This is a genomic window from Bacillus sp. 5w2 (genome assembly GCF_054353775.1).
Genome location: NZ_JBTIWT010000012.1, coordinates 113679 through 132287, shown reverse-complemented (window position 1 = coordinate 132287; position 18609 = coordinate 113679). Strand labels below are relative to the sequence as shown.

The following is an 18609-nucleotide window of genomic DNA, read 5'->3' as shown; positions in this document are numbered from 1 at the left end:
ATTATGGGGATTTTACAATCAATAGTTCCAGCTGTTATAAGTGGTAATAAGGTAGAAGTGGTAGAGTTTATAAAGATGAATCCAAGTGCGGTTAATAAATTTAGTGACGATGGTTGGACTCTACTTCATTTAGCGGCTTATTTGGGACAAAAAGAGCTAGCAAGTTTTCTTTTAGAAAGTGGTGCAGATATACATATTAGAGCAAAAAACGAAAATGAAAATACACCTTTGCAAGCGGCAATCGCGAATAAACAAAGTGAGCTTGTTGCTTTCTTAATTGAAAAAGGATCAGATGTAAACGTTATTCAAAGTGGAGGTTGGACAGGGTTACATGAAGCAGCATTATTAGGAAGTGAAGAAATAATTATTTTACTCCTTGAAAATGGAGCTAGTAAGATGATTAAGAAAAATGATGGGAAAACAGCGTATGATATTGCGTTAGAAAAAGGATATGATCACCTTTTACATTATTTAAAACAGGAAGTGAACGTATGATAAATAAATGGATCGTAGGCATATTTTTATTTAATGATGTAGAAGTGTTAGATTTTGCAGGGCCATTTGAAGTTTTTTCTGTAACTGAAGCGGATAAAGAAAAACCATTTACTGTGTATACAGTTAGCCAAAATGGAGAAATGATTACAGCAAGAAACGGATTAAAGGTAAAGCCGGATTATAGCATTGAAGATTTACCACCAATTGATATTTTAATTATTCCAGGTGGTAAAGGCGTTCGGGAAAATGAAGTGAAAAATGGTATTATAATAGATTGGGTTCGTCAGCAAATGAAAGAAGTAAAGATAATGACTTCAGTTTGTACTGGTGCGCTTTTACTCGCGAAAGCCGGTTTACTGGAAGGTTTACAAGCAACAACGCATTGGGCTAGTATTCAAACTTTCAAAAAAGACTTCCCGAATGTAGAAGTAATGGAGAATGTGAAATTTGTAGATGAAGGACACATTATTACATCGGCAGGTATTTCAGCTGGTATTAACATGTCATTTCATATTGTGAAAAATTTGTTAGGTGTGGAGGTTGCAGAGGAAACAGCGAAAAGCATGGAATATGATATAGATTTACAAAATTAAAAAGCCCGATTTGGGCTTTTTTTATATTGAATGTATATAGGTAAGTGCCGTAAGAATTGATTTATAATCCAACTTCTAATTCTGAATCAGTAATTTCGGTTTTATCGAATGTACGAAAATGCAGCTTTTTTCTCCTTATAAGCATGTTAAAACGAGGAGAAATTTCGTATGTAAAAAAACTCTTCTACAATAATAGAAAAAGAATAACAGAAACTACTATTTTATGGCAGCATACATAAAAAAATGCAATGTAAATATGGAAATGTCGTCGAATGTTATCTTTAATTGGTTAATTTGTAAGATATTTTTGTGAAGGAGCTTATTTTATAAGAATAGAATTATAGTTAGTAAGGGATTATGCCGAGGGTAGTGAAAATATATGTGTTAGGGGGATTTCATAATGAGGAAACTCAAGCGAATAAATGTTCCTAATATAGAAGAGCAACTATCACAGCCTAATGAGAAGCGAGCAATTAATAAGAAAAAACTAAGGCGATTTATATTCATGTTTATATTTATTGCGGCGGCTACTTTGTACGTTCAATTTATTTTAACGAAACAACAAGAAATAATCGTTGAAAAAAAAGACACAATAATGAATCAAAAAAAACAATTGGTTTCTTTAGAGAAAGATAAGGCTACTTTAAAGACTAACATAGAAAATTTAACAGACGATGAGGAAGAGATTTTGCAGTTTGCGAGAAAAGAATATCAATTTTCTAAGTCAAATGAAACTATATTTGTGATGCCGAAGTAGTGTAATAGAACAGTTAGCGATAGCTAGCTGTTTTTTCATGTATGAATGGCATGGTACAAGAAACAATCACATATTGTAAACATGAAGAGTTTGAACTGTTTTTATAATTATGGAATATACATCGAAATAAATGTTGTTAAAATTCTGTCAATTGTATTATAATACAAGGTAAGCGGATACATTTTTTAATCAACGTTGAGTTTATCACTCATACGACTATTAAGAAAACCGTTATCCCGTATTAGAAAGGAAGATAGCTGTGTACGCTTCAAATACAATTTATATCGTAGGGGATGCGAAAGCACCTCAAAATAATCCCATTACTGAAAAGTTCAAAAGTTATTTTGTAGCATTTGTACTTGTTAAGGAGACTGGGGAAATTGTAGATGCAGATTGCTCAGCGACAATTGCATTAACATCTCAATTCGTTAAATATTTGTTTCTACATAAAAATATTAATGATCCATTATTAGTAACAGAAATAAAAAATAGATACTTTGGTTCGTCTCAAAAGGCACTACTTGTAGCATTAAAAGATGCACAGAAAAAATATAATCAAATCGCTGCTTTGTCTACCCATTCATAGACAAAATCCAGCCGTAAGAAGATTCTTACGGCTGGATTTTTTTATTTCACATTATCCTCCTACATGAAAAGTAAGTGAAAGAGGAGATGAATTGTCCGTAAAAAAATGAATTTGTTTTTGAGGATTAAGATTCCACTTTGTCAGACAACGAAAGGATGAACAATATGAAAATTACCGATGTAAAAGTAAATCGTAGACGTGTCAATCTTCATACACCGTTTAAAACAGCGCTTCGTACCGTAACCGAAATAGAAAGTATAGATGTATATATTCATACAGATGAAGGAATTGTTGGCAAGGGCGCTGCAGCCGCAACACCAGTTATTACGGGTGATTTTGCTAACGGGATTGAAGAAGCAATTGTGGGGCCGATGCGTTCTTGTTTAATTGGTCAAGATATCATTCAATTTCAGCAGTTACTGCAGCACATTCAAATGAGTTGTATTGGAAATCCAAGTGCAAAAGCGGCGGTAGATATCGCTTTATATGATGTGTATTGTCAATATCAAAACGTTCCACTTTACGCATTATTAGGCGGGAAGAAAGAAATTCATACAGATATTACGGTGAGTGTAGATGAACCTTTTATTATGGCGAAAGAGGCAAAGCAACATGTAGAAAAAGGATTTCAAACTTTAAAAATTAAAGTAGGGAAATCTGCTCATTTAGACTTAGAACGTATTGAAGCGATTCGACATAGCGTACCAAAAAATACGACGTTACGATTAGATGCAAATCAAGGGTGGAATCCAAAAGAAGCGGTTTCTATCATTAAAGAAATGGAAAATCGTAATTTAAATATCGAATTTATTGAACAACCTGTTCATGCGAAAGATTGGGATGGATTAAAGTACGTTAAAGATCATGTACAAACGCCTATTATGGCAGATGAAAGCATATTTACAGCGAGTGATGCATTGAAAATCGTGCAAGGAAGATATGCAGACTTAATCAATATTAAATTAATGAAGTGTGGTGGCATACGTGAAGCGTGGCGTATTGCCGATATCGCTGAAACAGCTGGAGTAAAATGTATGGTGGGAAGCATGATGGAATCTTCCATTTCTGTTAGCGCTGTAGCCCATTTAGCTGCTGCACATCCTAATATTCATTACTTCGATCTGGATGCACCGCTTTGGTTAATGGAAGAACCGGAAGGAATGACTTATTCTGGATCAAAGGTAAACCTTCAATCGACTGTGAATAGTAAATCTTAGGAGAAGAGACTAGTAAACTATCTTTTAAGGGGGATATTTATGAAAAAAGTAGGAACTGCATTTTTAACAACTTTATTTATATTTTCATCGTTTACATCAGCAAATGCTGAAGAGAAGAAAGATAGTAAGGCATTTATCGATGTATCTGCCGCAACACTTTGGACCGCGCCTGATTCATTACGACCAATTGATGTACCAAGCGCTACAAATCCAGTTGATTTATGGAAGTGGACGAAATCAATGACGCTTGATGAGAAACTGTGGTTAACAAATGCAAATAAATTAGAAACGCAAGCGCTATTAGGTCAAGAAGTAACGGTTGTTGATAAAAAAGGGGACTGGGTGAAAGTGTTAGTCCATGGTCAACCAACACCACGAAATGAAGAAGGGTATCCAGGATGGATGCCTGAAAAACAATTAACATATAATCAGGAATTTGCAGATAAAACAAACGAACCTTTCGTTTTAGTAACGAAACCGACAGCTATTTTATATATAAATCCTTCTGAAAAACATAAATCGCTCGAAGTGAGCTATAATACGCGACTGCCTTTACTTAGTGAAGATACAATTTCATACCGCGTATTGTTACCAAACGGGCAGAAAGCTTGGCTACGAAAAAATGACGGAACTGTTTATCGCTCCCAAAATGATATTCCAACTCCGGCGGCCGATGATTTAATAAACACAGGGAAAATGTTTTTAGGATTACCGTATATATGGGCTGGTACAAGTGGTTTTGGATTTGATTGCTCTGGATTTACACATACAATTTATAAATCGCACGGTATTACAATACCGCGGGATTCTGGTCCACAATCAAGAAATGGAGTTGCAGTTGATAAAGAACATTTACAAAAAGGAGATTTAATTTTCTTTGCACATGATCAGGGAAAAGGCAGTGTTCATCATGTAGGGATGTATATTGGTGACGGAAATATGATTCACTCACCAAGAGCGGAAAGATCAGTAGAGATTATACCGCTAAATACACCTGGATATATAGAAGAATACGCTGGTGCTCGTCGTTACTTACCTTAAAAAATAGAGGGGGTTTTCAAATGAAAAAAGTTGTTCGTTACTCATTAGTTAGTACCCTATTAGTTTCTTCAATTTTAGTTGGCTGTGCAAAAGAAAAAACAACGACAAAGCCGAAAGATGAGAAGAAAGTATTACAGTTACTTGAAACGGGTGAAATTCCTTCGTTAAATTCAGGGAAAGTAACAGATGCAGTATCATTTAACGTTTTAAATAACGTAATGGAAGGATTATTCCGCTTATCGAAAAATGATGAAGTGATTGAGGCTGGAGCACAAAAATATGAAGTGAGTAAAGATGGAAAAACATATACATTTCACTTACGTGACGCGAAATGGTCTAACGGAGATCCAGTAACAGCACAAGATTACGTATACGCTTGGAAGCAGCTTATTAATCCGGATACTGCTTCTCAATATGCATACATTGCATACGATGTGAAAAATGCGGAGAAAATAAATAAGAAACAACTAGGGTTAGAGGAATTAGGAGTGAAAGCGACGGATAATCAAACGTTCGTTGTAGAGTTAGAACATCCTGTACCGTATTTTACGAAACTACTTATTTTACCATCATTCTATCCAATTAACGAAAAATATGCGAAAGAACAAGGTGATAAATACGGATTAGAAGCAAATAAAGCAGTGTATAACGGGCCATTTACATTATCTGATTGGAAGCATGAAGCGAGCTTTACAATGAAGAAAAACGATAAGTATTGGGATAAAAAAGAAGTGAAGTTAGATGAAGTAAACTATCAAATTGTTAAAGAAATTTCAACTGCGGTAAATTTATATGAAACAGATAAAGTTGATAGGGCTGTCATTTCAACTGAATTCGTAGATAAATATAAAAATAATAAAGAGCTAAAACAATATACAGATCCGGTTATGTACTTCTTCCGATTCAATGAAAATGTACCGATTCTTAAAAATAAAAATGCAAGACTTGCGCTAAGTACAGTGTTTGATAAGAATGGACTTGCGACTTCATTTTTAAATGATGGTTCGGTTGCTGCTAACTATTACGTACCAAAAGGATTTTTAAAAGGTCCAGACAAAAAAGATTTTAGAAGTACAGCAGGTGAGTTTAATAAAATTGATGTAAAACAGGCGAAAGAATATTGGGAAAAGGCGAAGCAAGAGACAGGTACAAATGAAGTAACGCTTGAGTTATTAAACTATGACTTAGAAAACTTCAAAAAAGTAGGAGAATACATTAAAGAAGAGCTAGAGAAAAACTTACCAGGCTTAAAAGTAAATGTAAAATTACAACCACATACGCAAAAACTGGCGTTAGAGAAGAAGAAAGAATATGAAATGTCATTATCACGCTGGTTACCGGATTATCCAGATCCAATGACTTACTTAGAAGTATTCCTTTCTGGAAGCAGTGTGAACAATACAGAATATGCAAACCCAGAATATGATGCGTTAATTAAGAAGATTAAAACAGAATTAGGTAATGATGAAAAAGCTCGTTGGAAAGCAATGCAAGATGCTGAGAAAATGTTACTGGATGATGCAGTAATTGCACCGGTATTCCAGCGCGGGTTATCATACTTACAAAAGCCATATGTAAAAGATTTATATGTACATCAATTCGGTCCAGCTACAAGTTTAAAATGGGCTGATGTGCAGAAATAAAATTATGGAGAAACAGACTTCACATGTGTGATAGTCTGTTTTTTTAGTTAAAGTCGGGTAAATAGTACATGGTATAATGTACTAGTCTGTATAAAATTTTGGAGGGGAATAAAGTTTTATGTTTGTAGAAAAGAAAGTAATACATACCAAAAGGTTATTCATGAGAAAACCCATTATAGAAGATGTTGATCAATTTTATAGCATATTAAAGGAAGAAGTTGTTGGCAAATGGCTTGCTAAATCAAGAGGAATGTCAAAAGAAGAAGCAAATGATTATATCAGGAAACTTATATTACATTGGGAACAGCATAATTTTGGTGTATGGTTGTTATTCAATAGTGAATCAGGGAAGCTTTTAGGACATTGTGGTTTAAGAAAAGTAGATGAAACAGGCGAAATAGAAATTATGTATTTACTTGATCCGGAGTATTGGGGAAATGGATATGCGTCAGAAGCAGCAGAGGCTTCTATTCAATATGCAAAAGAGACGATGAATGTAAAAAGAATAATTGCTAGAGTAAAAGTAGTAAATGAAAATTCGAAAAAACTTTTACGAAAATTAGGTTTTACATATACTCATGATGTTGATCATAGTGGGCGCTTATTATCATACTTTGAACTCCAGACATCATTGGATGAATTATAGACATTTTCTATGTATTTTAACTGTTTAAAAATAAAATTATTACTAAAATTCTAGTGTGAAATTTATGTAGAATCTTGTATAATTAACGTGTTTCTATGGAAACATTTTCTTGTGCTATTTATATAGGACTTAATAGGACAAGGGAGGAAATACATACATGTATATAATAGATAAATAGAATGGAACATGTATAGAGAAAAAGGAGAAAAAGATGACGTGTCAAAAACAAGGGTTACAATTTAATAGCGAGAGAAAGAGGAATAACAGATGAAGATGAAGCATGCGTTTGGTCCCATAATTTTAGCGTGTGTGCTTTTTTTCATTATCATACTAATCCCATCGAAAAGTTTAGTATCACTTATTAGTGATAAGAAGGTAGAAGATGCGGCAACTTCCTTACAAAAAGAAAAATTACAAAGTGTTTTCTTACAACAAAAAATGTTAGAGAATTCGCAGTATTTACCGATGTACGGTTCATCTGAATTTTTACGAATGGATGCATATCATCCATCTAATTACTTCAAAGTGAATCCCGCAGGTTTTACGCCATATTTAATCGGGATTGGCGGTACACAAAGTTTAGCTCATATATTAAATATGACATCTACAATGGATGAATTAGAAGGTAAAAAGGTAGTCTTTGTTCTATCACCACAGTGGTTTACCAAAACTGGTGTATCACAAGGGGATTTTACTAATAATTTCTCCAAACAACAAGCATATCATTTTATTTTTAATGATGAAATAAATGTTGAAATGAAGAAGAAAATTGCGAAACGACTATTAGATTATAAAGTTGTTCAAGAAGATGATATATTAAAAAATTCATTACAGGGTATTGTATATAACGATACAAAACATAACATAAAAGCAGGTTTAGTCAAACCACTTGCTTATATGCATCGAAATATCTTAGATCATAGAGATTTATTTAACTCTATATTTAAGATTGAGCCGATGAAAGAAAAAACAAATATGGGATTACGTTCAATTTCTTGGGTAGATGCACGTAAACATGCGGAGGAAGAAGGGAAAGCGGAATCTACTACAAACGCATTCGGAATTGAAAATCCGTATTATTATAAGAATAATCTGAAGAAAAAACTAAAAGGTCTAAAAAACTTTAGAGCAAATGAATCGTATGAAGAATCACCAGAATATGATGACTTACAAATTGTTTTAGATATTTTTAAAGAGAAAAATGTTAAGCCACTCTTTATTTCTGTACCTGTAAATGGACCGTGGTATGATTACGCTGGTTTCCCTAAAGAACGCCGTGAAGTGTATTATAAAAAAGTTCGGGAACAAGTTGAGAAAGCAGGATACCCAGTAGTTGATTTTTCTGGCCATGAATATGATAAGTATTTCTTAAAAGATACAATTCATTTAGGTTGGAAAGGCTGGATTTACTTTGATGAAGCAGTGCAAAACTTTTATACTGAGAAATAAGTGTGGAGAAAAAGGAACGGCTATAAGCTGTTCCTTTTTTTAGTATAGAGGATTTTGATTTGGACAATTCGGAAAGACATGTATATCTTGAATTTGTCTAAAATCATAATGTTTCATTGCGAACTGTGCTTGATAAAGGTATTCATACACATATAATTGACCATCATGTGCTGAACATAATACACCAGAGGTTCCTTGCCCATTGATGAAGGAAATACCGATAGGGCGTCCGATTAAGAATGGTATTTTTTGTTGCCAATGCATAGGGGAACCACTCCTTTTTGAAATAATATACGAAATGAATGAGTGAATTGTTGCTTATCCATGTAATTATGGAGGCTTTTTATACAATTTCTAGAAGACATAAATATGAATGAATTATAAGTGGGAGAAAGGAAGGAATAATGGAGAAAGAAAATATTTTGGAAGAAAAGTTAAATTTAATAGAATGGTGTCAAACGTTGAAGGGATTAGCTGATGATATATGGTTTCAATCTTTTAAAAAAGATTCGTGGGCGATTGCGGATGTGATTTCACATTTTATCGTTTGGGATGTGTTATTAATAAAGCATAGAATTCCATACTTTAAATGTGGACAATGTGTACCAAATGTTCCAATAGATGTTGAGGAAATGAATAAGGGAGCAATAAAATATGCGAGATCTGGTATTTCAAAAAAAGAACTATTAAATCAATTTAGTGTTATTCGTAAACAATTAGTGGATGAAATTGAGCGAATTCCCACCCAATATTTTTATAATGACTACCAATTTGGCACTAAAAAAGTGAGATTAAATAATTACTTTTCATCATTCATTCAGCATGATTTAAATCATAAAGAAGAAATAATGCAATTTCTAATACATAATCAAACCTATAATAAAAACCGCTAACATTCGTAATGAATGAATAGCGGTTTTTTATTTATATTTTTACGCAAGATTTTTACGCTTTTTTGTCCATTTTTTTATAACGAAGTATAAAAGAATAAGTAAGACGCCACCAATTGCGAATGATTTCACATACGGTCCAGCAATATCATTAATATTCTCCCAATTTTCACCTAGTTTTTCACCTAAGTAAATGAAAATGATAGACCAAGGGATGATTGCGAGTGCTGTTAACGTAGTGAAACGTAGGAATGACATTTTTGTAATACCAGCAGGAATTGAAATCGCATGACGTACTACTGGAATAAAGCGTGCTGTAAAAATTACGCCAGTTCCGTAACGATTAAACCAATCCTCAGCAGCGTCTATTTGTTTTTTGTGAATAAAAATATATTTTCCGTAACGTTCTAAAATAGGGCGTCCACCGTATCGTCCAATCCAATAAATAAAGATTTGAGCAATAACACCGCCAATTGTACCAAATACAACTGCGCCTAAAAATGAGATACTACCATTAAATACTAAGTATCCCGCATAAGCAAGGACAATCTCACTTGGAATAATCTCAATCATAAGTCCAAGCATAATGCCCCAATAACCTAATCCTTCAAAAAATGTTAATACTGAATGAATAAAACTACTAACCATTGATGCACCTTCTAATTTATGAATTTTTGAATAGATGCGCCTTTATTTAATAACATAAAAGGTTCACTATATGTAGATTATACCTTATTTATATAGGGGATTGCTATTTCAATTCTTTTATGTCTCGCATAAGTATTATAGTAAAGCATATAAGCCCAGTTTTCATGAAGAAATAATGAAAAGATTATTAAAAATTTCTCATATTTCAATGATAATAGACTGAAAATTAAGTATAATAGTGAAGGTCTTTAATTTACAAAAATAGGAGGAGAACGTATGTATATTACAGATCCGATTTATGGACCAATATTTATTCAGGATAGATATATCCTTCAATTGATAGATACAAAAATATTTCAAAGATTGGCCTATATTAAACAACAAGGACATACTTATTTTTTACATGAGAATGCAATACATACGAGGGAAGAACATTCGATAGGTGTATATGTACTAGTAAATAAAGTGATAGAACATCTTACTGAGATTGGTGACATACATTTATCGGAATATGAACGAAAGCTAGTATCTACTGTAGCCCTTCTACACGATGTTGGACATGGTCCATATTCACATTGTTTTCAGCAAATATCGGGTGAAGATCATGGTGATTGGACGGTACGAATCATTCAAGAGGACGAAGAAATACGCACGATTTTAAATCAGACCCCTGGATTATTAGATGATGTAACGAAAGCTTTAACAGAAGATGGAGTTTTTTCAATTATAGATGAACTATTATTTAATTCATTAGGAATGGATCAATTAGATTTTTGGAATAGAGATTTATATTATTCTACGCTTGAATTAGAGGGCTTACGAATTGAAGAACTGATTGCTAGTATGCGTTTTATTAACGGTAAACTTGTAATTGAAGAATCGGGAATCCCTTTGATCGAACAACTAATGAAAATGAAAGAGGGACTTTATAATAATGGCTTTGGTCATCCGTTTGTAATAGGAAAAGATTTATTGTTGCAATCCATTTTTCAAAAGATAACTGAGAAAAATCTTAAGTTCTATACTACTGAATTACAAAATTTCTTTCATAAAGAAGAGGATTTATTAGTAGAGGACTTTCTCCCATTACAAGATGAAATGATTTTACATGAAATTCAGTGCTTTGCAAAATCAGAGGACAAACAATCAGTGGCGTTAATTCAGCTTTATTTTTCAGGTGCTAAAAGTTTATCATTTGAAAAAGGACTGGAGGGTGATTTTAAAAAGGAAAATACCAATTTAGCGGTAATAACTGAGAAAAAGGCATACAGTTCATATGTAGGTGGTATTTACGTTTTTAGTAAGGGGCAGTTAGATGATATTTTAGAAAAATCCTCTTTTATTCGAGAGATAGTAAGGTTACCTAAAAAAGAATATGTATATTCCATTTGAGTTGATTTAGAAACTTCAAAATACTTTGTGGGGAATAAACAATATAAATATTCTCTTATCACTTAGACAGGTACTTCACTTTCAAATAACGAATTATAATGTTAATGAAATTTTTATAGAAAATTAGCGTGATGAGGGTGAAAATATGAAAGAAGCATTATTAGAAAAGGCCTCATATCTACATAAAGCAGAATTAGAACAATTACATTTAGCTATATTAGTTTCCGAGAAAGCTCATGAAGGACAATTTCGTGTTTCGGGTGAGCTGTATATTACTCATCCATTTGCAGTTACAGAAATTTTGCTAGAGTGTAAGGCTGATATTATAACTTTAGTTGCAGCATTACTACATGATGTGGTAGAGGATACAGATTATACAATTGAGTATATACATGATATATTCGGTAAAAAAGTGGCTGATATTGTAGAAGGATTAACTAAAATTGATAAAAAACAAATCCCGAATAAAGAAGAGTATGAAGCAATAAATTTAAAGAAATTATTGTTAGCTACACATGGAGATATAAGAGTGGCTATTATAAAAGTGATAGATCGTCTACATAACATGAGAACTTTACAGGTGAAAGCTGTAAAGAAACAAGTTCCTTATGCAAATGAAACACTCAAAATTTTCGCTCCGATTTGTAAAAGGCTGGGGCTATTTCATATTCAACACGAGTTAGAAGATTTAGGTTTTTATTATCTTAATCATTCTAAATATAAAGGAATGAAAATGCTTTTACAAAATTATGTTAAGTTATTAGAGGATTTGTCTCAAAACATTATGCTAGATATAAAAAAAATTCTGAATCGAACTTTAATATTTGAAGTGGGCTATGAAGTCAGCCCTATTTATACAGCTTATTCTCGTCTCCAAGATATTCAAGACATTACAGCAGTGTCAAAAATAATCATCACGGTCTCAAGTAATTTAGACTGTTATAAAATATTAGGGATTATACATCAACTGTACAAACCAATTCCTCATCAATTTGAAGATAATGTAGCAATTGAAAATGATGTATTAAATAAATACTTAAAGACCAAAGTGGTGATCAATAACCATGAAATAGTGATATGTATTGAAACAAAAACAAATCAGGAGATACGATATAAAGGGGTATTTCATATTCTTACAAAAAGTATAACTGATAAGGAGATGCAAAATATAATTTATAAATTGATGGATCATTTTATTAAGACAAATGATCTAGTAACTCAAGATGCGATTGAATTTTATGATTTAGTATCATATGAACTATTCCAAGATAACATTGTTACATTTACTCCTAAGTTAGATTCCGTGAACTTACCGCAAGGTGCTACTATAATTGATTTTGCTTTCGCATTAAACCCTGAGATTGCTAAGTATATGTCAGGTGCTAAAATTAATGGTATAAATAAACCGATAACAACGAATGTTTCACATCTAGATATTGTTGAACTTGTGGTAACTGAAAACATAAGTAATGTAAGACAGGATTGGTTAAATTTTGCTAATAGCTCAAAAGCTCAAATTGAAATTTATAAAGAGTTACAATGTTGAAGGAATGAGATTTATCGAGAAAACCTGTTCGAAATTTAATAGAATGAAATGATCATTTTTGAATTAATGACAGGCGATTATTATTTTTCATAATTAATACCTAGAAAAACAAGCATCCACTTGCTCTAAATATATAAAAGGTAGATGCTTGTTTTCGTTATAAAAAAATAGAAGCATTTCTGCTCCTATTTTTTAAGGTTTCACATCTAAATTTTGTAAAAATAACGTTGCTGTTACGTAACGTTTCGCTAACATTTGTACATAAGCGGTATGTACAGAAAGTGTCGCAATAATAATGGCGTTCCGAATTGCTTCGCGTTGCTCGTTATTAATTTGATCGAACTTGCTTGCGATTTTATCAGCTCTTTCTTTCACGATATTTTCAATTGTATGGATTGTATCTGTTGCATTTAATTGTAAGCAATTCCCTTGATTGAGTTCTTCAAATAGGGAAGAGTATGCTCCATATAAATGAACAGGATTGATTAAGTCATCACTTCGATCGGCTGGGTCATTTACGATAAGGCGTAATAGCTTACGAATGGATTCAAAATCAAGTGCTGTTTTTAAATCTTCAACAATGAATAGTAAGGCAGCTTGTTCAATTGAATATTTTTTTCCTTTTTGAGGAGAGCCAATCATTTCTTTTATATCTCGTTTCACCCAGTTTTGCATGGCCGTTACTGAGAAACTTGTATTTTCAATCTGATTTCCAAGCGCAACTATTTCATTTAATGAAAAACCAACGTCTGTATCTTCAATCTTAATTAGTTTTTCAAAAATAGGTGAAAGTGCGGTAGTAATAAAAGCAGTTACGCTTTGTCCGCTTTCAATATCTTTTTTATGTGACTTTGCCCAAGCTTCTTGTAAAATACCGAGAGGCTTTTTCGTATTCCATCCTCTTAATGATAGAAGAAGGGTAGCCATTTCGTTTCGTGTGAGATGAAATGTTTCCATCTTTTCACCTCCAAAAATAATAAAAAGTTCTTATGAACTTATAATATGTTTTGTTTCATTTAAAGTCAATTCTGTTTTGCTTAATTTTTCCTTTGTCACCAAACTGTCGGAAGTAAATAATACTTGCATATTTCGACAAAAGTTCATATAATAAGTTCATAAGAACCTTTAAATGTTCTTAAAAATAAATCTATCATTCTGAATTTACTAGAAAGGTAGATTTCACATATATCTATATAAAAGGAGAATGGATATAATATGTTGAAAAAACTTGTAGCAATAATGACAGCATTCATGGTGATCTTTGGGGCTAGTAGCTTTATGTTCGTAGATCATGCGGCAGCGAAAAGTTACAAATCTGGTAAAAAATCATACACACCAAGTTCTGGTCAAAAGTCAAAAGTTGATTTGAACAAAAAAGATACTAACGTAAATTCACAAAAAACGACAACAGATTCAAAAACAAAAGCAACAAACACAGCACCAAAAAGTAATAAAGGAAGCTTTATGAAAGGTTTATTACTAGGTGGTCTTGGTGGTTTACTAATGGGTAGCTTATTTGCAAATATGGGAGCTCTTGGTTCTGTATTAGCGTTTATGGTAAATATGTTAGTAATGGCTGGTATCGTAATGTTAGCGGTTCGTGCATTTAAATACTTCAAAGATCAACGTAAGAAAAAGGCAGATGAAGTAGCATGGAAACAATAAAAATTTCTGAACAAGAATTAATAAATGCACTTTGCGTATATATCGCTGAAAAAAGACAAGTTGGTCCAGAAGAAGTTTTAGTTGAGCTAATGTATGATGATGAATATGGTTTCTCTGCAGAAGTAGAGGTAAATGGCCGTCAACAAATATTAATTCAAGCAAACTTAATTGAAGCACTACGCTTGTTACTTGACAGAGAATATAATGTCAATTCATTCGCAGCAAGATTACAACTTGAATTAGATGATGAAGAAGGCATTTACGCATTAGCGAAATTTAATAACTCAGATGAGTAGGAAAAAGAGCTGTTGAGAGTAATCTCAACAGCTCTTTTTAGTATGTGCATATGAAAGGGAATAATCACGCCAAATTTCATTCATTTTACGCCTACCGACATCAATCCTCGGGTTAAATTGAATGGCAGCTTGTTGACGTACGGTATGTACATGTTGGATTGCTTGTTGTAAGTGTTGTTCAACCGAATGGGATTTATTATTTACTTGTTTTACGATTGAATATCCAGCAACAGTTCCTTGTGCCATTGCGATTTTCCCGCTTTCAATGCCAGTTATATTGCCGGCTACAAATAAACCAGAAAGAGGGGTTTCCATTGTTTCGGAATGGATAGGAATGTGCCCGCCTAATTCTGGAATGTAACGGAAAGGACAGCCAGCTACAGCGGCTAGCTCAGCAAGAGGGTATAAGCCACCGGCAATACAAACGAAGTCTGCCTCATATATTTGTTCCGATCCAGTTATGATGTGTCCTTTCGTATCGATATTAGCAACACGTACACCTTCAACTTGCTCTGTTCCGATAATTTCAAGAGCTGCTTTTCGAAGGTGAAGAGGTGTGCCGTTTATTTTCATACCGTTATTTGGATAGAAGTTTAATCCAGCTTGTTTCGCCCAATTATATTTCATTAATCGACTACCTATACGTAATAAAGGTGACGGGGCAAGGTGGGCAGCGTGTAAGAGAGAGTTTAAAACTTCTTCGGGTTCTCCAGCTTTTTGACTTAATTCACTTTTTTCAGGAAGTACGATATGTTCCACTTTAATGCCCGCTAATTGTAATTCATTTAAGATAGCGAATGACAAAATGTTAGCACCAATAATTACTCCTTTTCTCCCAATTTGAACGCGATGAACATTTGTCATAACTTGAGCTGCTCCAATTGACATCACCCCAGGAAGTGTCCAACCAGGAAGGGGAATGGAGTACTCAGCAGCGCCAGTAGCAAGTAAAACGAACGGTGCTTCTAACGTACCGATATTCGTATGTACGAACCAAGAACTTTCATCTTTATCTAAATTATAGACAGAAATGCCGCATCGAATAGTAACTGAAAGTGATTTTGCTTCTTCGTGAAGTCGTTTTGATTCTTCTATTCCATTCCACCATTCTCCAGTAGGTTCTTGATGTAATTGTCCGAGCAACCTTCCGCCAGGCTTCACAAATTCATCAATAACAAGTACATTTAGTCCAAAACGAGCACAAGAGATGGAGGCTGATAAACCTGCTGGTCCAGCTCCGATAATAATGACATCGTTCATCGCTTTTTCACCATCTCTCTCACGATATTTGGATGCTGTTTACCACTATCAACAACCATATTTTTTTCTACAACAGTTAAGCATGCTCGTACGTTCGTTTGATTGTTTACTGTGACGCGGCATTCAGAACAATGTCCGATATTACAGTAAATACCTCGCGGCGTTCCGCTATCTTCATGCACTCTTAATGTTCTTATTCCGTTTGCAAGTAAAGCGGCCGCAATGGTTTCATGTTCATATGCTTCATATTGTTGTCCGTTAAATTGGAAAGTGATGCGCTTACTACTATTTAAACTCCCTAAAATGGGGTGATGTGTAATTCTACTCATTGATTTTCACCTACCGCTCCAAAGGTAACTGCGCGCACTGGTGGTTGATATTTTAATGGAATTTCATTAGTATTTACGTCGGGATTTGCACTTTCAATCATTCGATCTATCATCATTCTACATGTGCGGCCACCGCAAAATCCCATGCCAGCACGTGTTCTAAGTTTTAATTCTCTTGCCGAGCATTTATATTCAGCAATTGTCGATTGAAGTTGACCGTATGTAACTTCTTCACATCGACAAACAATTAAGTGATCTTTATTCGTCATATGAATTCCTCCTCTAGTTCGGTTTGCACAAATTATTATGCAAAAACTATGCCAAAATAGAGGAGAAAGGTTTATCTCGCTATTTTCCGGGTAGTAAGACCCGCACTGATTAAAGTTTCACTTTATTATAACCCAAGTTTTTTTAAACGATTATATAAAGTGGCCCTCGTAACGCCAAGCTGTTTCGCGCATTCTAACTTATTCCCATTCAAAATGCGTAAAGCCCTCTCAATGACTTTTTTCTCATGTTCATCCATCTCTTCTTGCAAAGAGAGGATTGTATTATTATTGCTGAGTAATAGGGAATGTGCCGTATGGTTGTCTAACGTTTCATTTGTATGAAATGGTAAATATTCTTGTTTTATAATACCGTCAGTCGCAAATACGACAAGTCTCTCAACAACGTTACGGAGCTCGCGAATATTACCTGGCCAATTGTAATGAAGTAGTTCATGCATAATGCTTGAAGGTAAGTCACGAATTGGTCTGTTATAGTTGATTGAAAAATCATTTAAGAAAGAGTATGTTAATTCGATAATATCTTCTCGTCTTTCGCGAAGCGGTGGAATATGCAAACTAACTACATTTAAACGATAGTATAAATCTTCTCGGAACGTGCCTTTTCTCATTTCTTCTTGTAAATCACGATTTGTAGCAGCGATAATGCGGAAATCAATATGAATCTCTTTTTCTCCACCAACACGGTAATACTTTCGTTCTTGTAGTACACGCAAAAGTTTTACCTGCATATCAAGCGGCATTTCTCCTATTTCATCAAGGAATAATGTACCGCCTTGCGCGAGCTCTATTTTACCTTTTTTTCCTTTACTATTTGCACCAGAAAAAGCCCCACGCTCATACCCGAATAATTCGCTTTCAAATAACGCCTCGGGAATTGCACCGCAGTTAATTGAAATGAAAGGTGCCTTAGTAGCTTCACTTGCTTCATGAATTGCTTTTGCAAATACTTCTTTTCCAACACCACTTTCGCCGAGTATTAAAACAGTTGATTTCACCGAACAAACCTTTCTAGCTAATTGTATTGTTCTTTGAATAACAGGGCTCTTTCCATTCATCGCAAGGAAAGGATCTGATTCATCTTTGTACTTTGCGACCTCTTGTTCTAAACGGTGCATTTCATGTGACATATTGAATAGTTTTTCGTTTAAAGCAACTTGATTTGTAACATCTGTTTCTGAAACGACCGCTCCAATAATTTCATCGTTATAATAAACTGGGTTTGAGTTAATTAATACGAATAAATCTGGACGAGGCTGATGGAACTGAGCGATTATGCTTTTACCGTCATGTAATGATTGCAAAATTTCCAAATCTTTATAGTCAAAAAAGCGAGTGATGGGTTGCCCAATAATTTCATTATGGTTGACTGAAAAGATCTTTTCGGCGCCATCTGTCCAAGTACGAACGCGTTCTTTATTATCGATGACTGTAACGGAAGAATCAGTTGTTTGTATTACTGCGTTATAAAAAGATTGTAGTTCATAGTAAGACTTAACAAGAAACGGAATGATTTGCTGGGCTGTTATACAGCATATAGGCACTTTATTTTCATTCATTATGATGACGACTATTTCATTGGAAAACATGTCAATTAAAGTGGTGAATGAGTCATCTTCATATATAACTGCACAGTTATATTTTTCTGTAGTAGAAGGGCGGTAATAAAATTTTTCTCCAACTTGCTCAATAGGTTGCATGCTGTATGTATGATCAATGGATAAAGTTTTTAGAAATTCTTTTATTGTGGGAAATGAGAATGCCATATTGTCCTCCTGTTATGTATAAAAATTTTGACAGTGATAAAAAAATAATACACCTATTTACGATAAATTTAAAATATTTTTACAAATAAAAATTTTTTTTATA

21 protein-coding genes are annotated in these 18609 nt (G+C 33.7%); 14 read left to right on the top strand and 7 right to left on the bottom strand.

What is annotated here, in order from left to right; all coding sequences use genetic code 11:
- Positions 1-3 precede the first annotated feature (3 nt).
- The 9 genes from ACXY7N_RS19700 to dltD all read left to right on the top strand — a co-directional run bounded on the left by ACXY7N_RS19700 (position 4) and on the right by dltD (position 8427).
- Positions 4-495 carry an ankyrin repeat domain-containing protein gene (locus tag ACXY7N_RS19700; RefSeq protein WP_088083830.1) on the top strand — a complete coding sequence of 164 codons (492 nt, stop codon included), beginning with the start codon at positions 4-6 and terminating at the stop codon, positions 493-495.
- Positions 492-1088, top strand: a complete 597-nt coding sequence (locus tag ACXY7N_RS19695) for a DJ-1/PfpI family protein (RefSeq protein ID WP_353811207.1) — start codon at positions 492-494, stop codon at positions 1086-1088. The genes ACXY7N_RS19700 and ACXY7N_RS19695 overlap by 4 nt, the downstream gene beginning before the upstream one ends.
- 400 nt (positions 1089-1488) lie before the next feature.
- The gene (locus ACXY7N_RS19690; protein ID WP_016134723.1) at positions 1489-1845 is read left to right on the top strand and encodes an FtsB family cell division protein; all 357 of its coding nucleotides are present in this window, start codon (positions 1489-1491) and stop codon (positions 1843-1845) included.
- Between the two features lie 259 nt (positions 1846-2104).
- Positions 2105-2431 (top strand): DUF3870 domain-containing protein, encoded by a 327-nt coding sequence (locus ACXY7N_RS19685; RefSeq protein ID WP_000271317.1) that lies wholly within the window; start codon positions 2105-2107, stop codon positions 2429-2431.
- Positions 2432-2586: 155 nt separating this feature from the next.
- Positions 2587-3648 carry a dipeptide epimerase gene (locus tag ACXY7N_RS19680; RefSeq protein ID WP_116329350.1) on the top strand — a complete coding sequence of 354 codons (1062 nt, stop codon included), beginning with the start codon at positions 2587-2589 and terminating at the stop codon, positions 3646-3648.
- A 39-nt stretch (positions 3649-3687) separates the two neighbouring features.
- A complete protein-coding gene (locus ACXY7N_RS19675; RefSeq protein ID WP_116363396.1) occupies positions 3688-4689 on the top strand; it encodes a C40 family peptidase in 1002 nt (333 codons plus the stop codon).
- A gap of 20 nt (positions 4690-4709) precedes the next feature.
- Positions 4710-6332 carry a peptide ABC transporter substrate-binding protein gene (locus tag ACXY7N_RS19670; protein ID WP_353811208.1) on the top strand — a complete coding sequence of 541 codons (1623 nt, stop codon included), beginning with the start codon at positions 4710-4712 and terminating at the stop codon, positions 6330-6332.
- Between the two features lie 118 nt (positions 6333-6450).
- Positions 6451-6978: a GNAT family N-acetyltransferase gene (locus ACXY7N_RS19665; protein ID WP_016087508.1), complete on the top strand. Its 528-nt coding sequence runs from the start codon at positions 6451-6453 to the stop codon at positions 6976-6978.
- A gap of 267 nt (positions 6979-7245) precedes the next feature.
- On the top strand, positions 7246-8427 hold the full coding sequence (dltD, locus tag ACXY7N_RS19660; RefSeq protein ID WP_000782316.1) for a D-alanyl-lipoteichoic acid biosynthesis protein DltD: 1182 nt from the start codon (positions 7246-7248) through the stop codon (positions 8425-8427).
- 39 nt (positions 8428-8466) lie between these two features.
- Here dltD and ACXY7N_RS19655 read toward each other — a convergent pair whose 3' ends face one another.
- On the bottom strand, positions 8467-8691 hold the full coding sequence (locus tag ACXY7N_RS19655; RefSeq protein ID WP_353811209.1) for a hypothetical protein: 225 nt from the start codon (positions 8689-8691) through the stop codon (positions 8467-8469).
- Positions 8692-8831: 140 nt separating this feature from the next.
- On the opposite strand from ACXY7N_RS19655, the gene ACXY7N_RS19650 reads away from it, so the two are divergent.
- Entirely contained in the window at positions 8832-9320 is a 489-nt protein-coding gene (locus ACXY7N_RS19650) for a DinB family protein (protein ID WP_353811210.1), read from the top strand.
- Between the two features lie 39 nt (positions 9321-9359).
- Here the strand turns inward: ACXY7N_RS19650 and uptA are convergent, their stop codons facing one another.
- On the bottom strand, positions 9360-9965 hold the full coding sequence (gene uptA, locus ACXY7N_RS19645; protein ID WP_016087511.1) for an undecaprenyl phosphate transporter UptA: 606 nt from the start codon (positions 9963-9965) through the stop codon (positions 9360-9362).
- A gap of 276 nt (positions 9966-10241) precedes the next feature.
- On the opposite strand from uptA, the gene ACXY7N_RS19640 reads away from it, so the two are divergent.
- The gene (locus ACXY7N_RS19640; RefSeq protein WP_353811211.1) at positions 10242-11357 is read left to right on the top strand and encodes an HD domain-containing protein; all 1116 of its coding nucleotides are present in this window, start codon (positions 10242-10244) and stop codon (positions 11355-11357) included.
- A 145-nt stretch (positions 11358-11502) separates the two neighbouring features.
- A complete protein-coding gene (locus ACXY7N_RS19635; RefSeq protein ID WP_488592571.1) occupies positions 11503-12903 on the top strand; it encodes an HD domain-containing protein in 1401 nt (466 codons plus the stop codon).
- 192 nt (positions 12904-13095) lie between these two features.
- Here ACXY7N_RS19635 and ACXY7N_RS19630 read toward each other — a convergent pair whose 3' ends face one another.
- Positions 13096-13860: a DUF1836 domain-containing protein gene (locus ACXY7N_RS19630; protein WP_016087514.1), complete on the bottom strand. Its 765-nt coding sequence runs from the start codon at positions 13858-13860 to the stop codon at positions 13096-13098.
- A 258-nt stretch (positions 13861-14118) separates the two neighbouring features.
- Between ACXY7N_RS19630 and ACXY7N_RS19625 the strand changes: the two genes are divergently transcribed.
- Positions 14119-14568 carry a hypothetical protein gene (locus ACXY7N_RS19625; protein WP_016087515.1) on the top strand — a complete coding sequence of 150 codons (450 nt, stop codon included), beginning with the start codon at positions 14119-14121 and terminating at the stop codon, positions 14566-14568.
- On the top strand, positions 14556-14864 hold the full coding sequence (locus ACXY7N_RS19620; RefSeq protein ID WP_000447764.1) for a YxcD family protein: 309 nt from the start codon (positions 14556-14558) through the stop codon (positions 14862-14864). Before ACXY7N_RS19625 ends, ACXY7N_RS19620 begins: the two co-directional genes overlap by 13 nt.
- 24 nt (positions 14865-14888) lie before the next feature.
- On the opposite strand, the gene ACXY7N_RS19615 is transcribed toward ACXY7N_RS19620, so the two are convergent.
- The 4 genes from ACXY7N_RS19615 to ACXY7N_RS19600 all read right to left on the bottom strand — a co-directional run bounded on the left by ACXY7N_RS19615 (position 14889) and on the right by ACXY7N_RS19600 (position 18506).
- Positions 14889-16124 (bottom strand): NAD(P)/FAD-dependent oxidoreductase, encoded by a 1236-nt coding sequence (locus tag ACXY7N_RS19615; RefSeq protein WP_353811213.1) that lies wholly within the window; start codon positions 16122-16124, stop codon positions 14889-14891.
- Positions 16121-16453: a (2Fe-2S)-binding protein gene (locus ACXY7N_RS19610; RefSeq protein ID WP_016087517.1), complete on the bottom strand. Its 333-nt coding sequence runs from the start codon at positions 16451-16453 to the stop codon at positions 16121-16123. Before ACXY7N_RS19610 ends, ACXY7N_RS19615 begins: the two co-directional genes overlap by 4 nt.
- A complete protein-coding gene (locus ACXY7N_RS19605) occupies positions 16450-16722 on the bottom strand; it encodes a (2Fe-2S)-binding protein (RefSeq protein ID WP_016087518.1) in 273 nt (90 codons plus the stop codon). Before ACXY7N_RS19605 ends, ACXY7N_RS19610 begins: the two co-directional genes overlap by 4 nt.
- A 125-nt stretch (positions 16723-16847) precedes the next feature.
- Complete coding sequence (locus ACXY7N_RS19600) at positions 16848-18506, bottom strand: sigma-54 interaction domain-containing protein (protein ID WP_353811214.1); 1659 nt, start codon at positions 18504-18506, stop codon at positions 16848-16850.
- Positions 18507-18609: the final 103 nt, after the last annotated feature.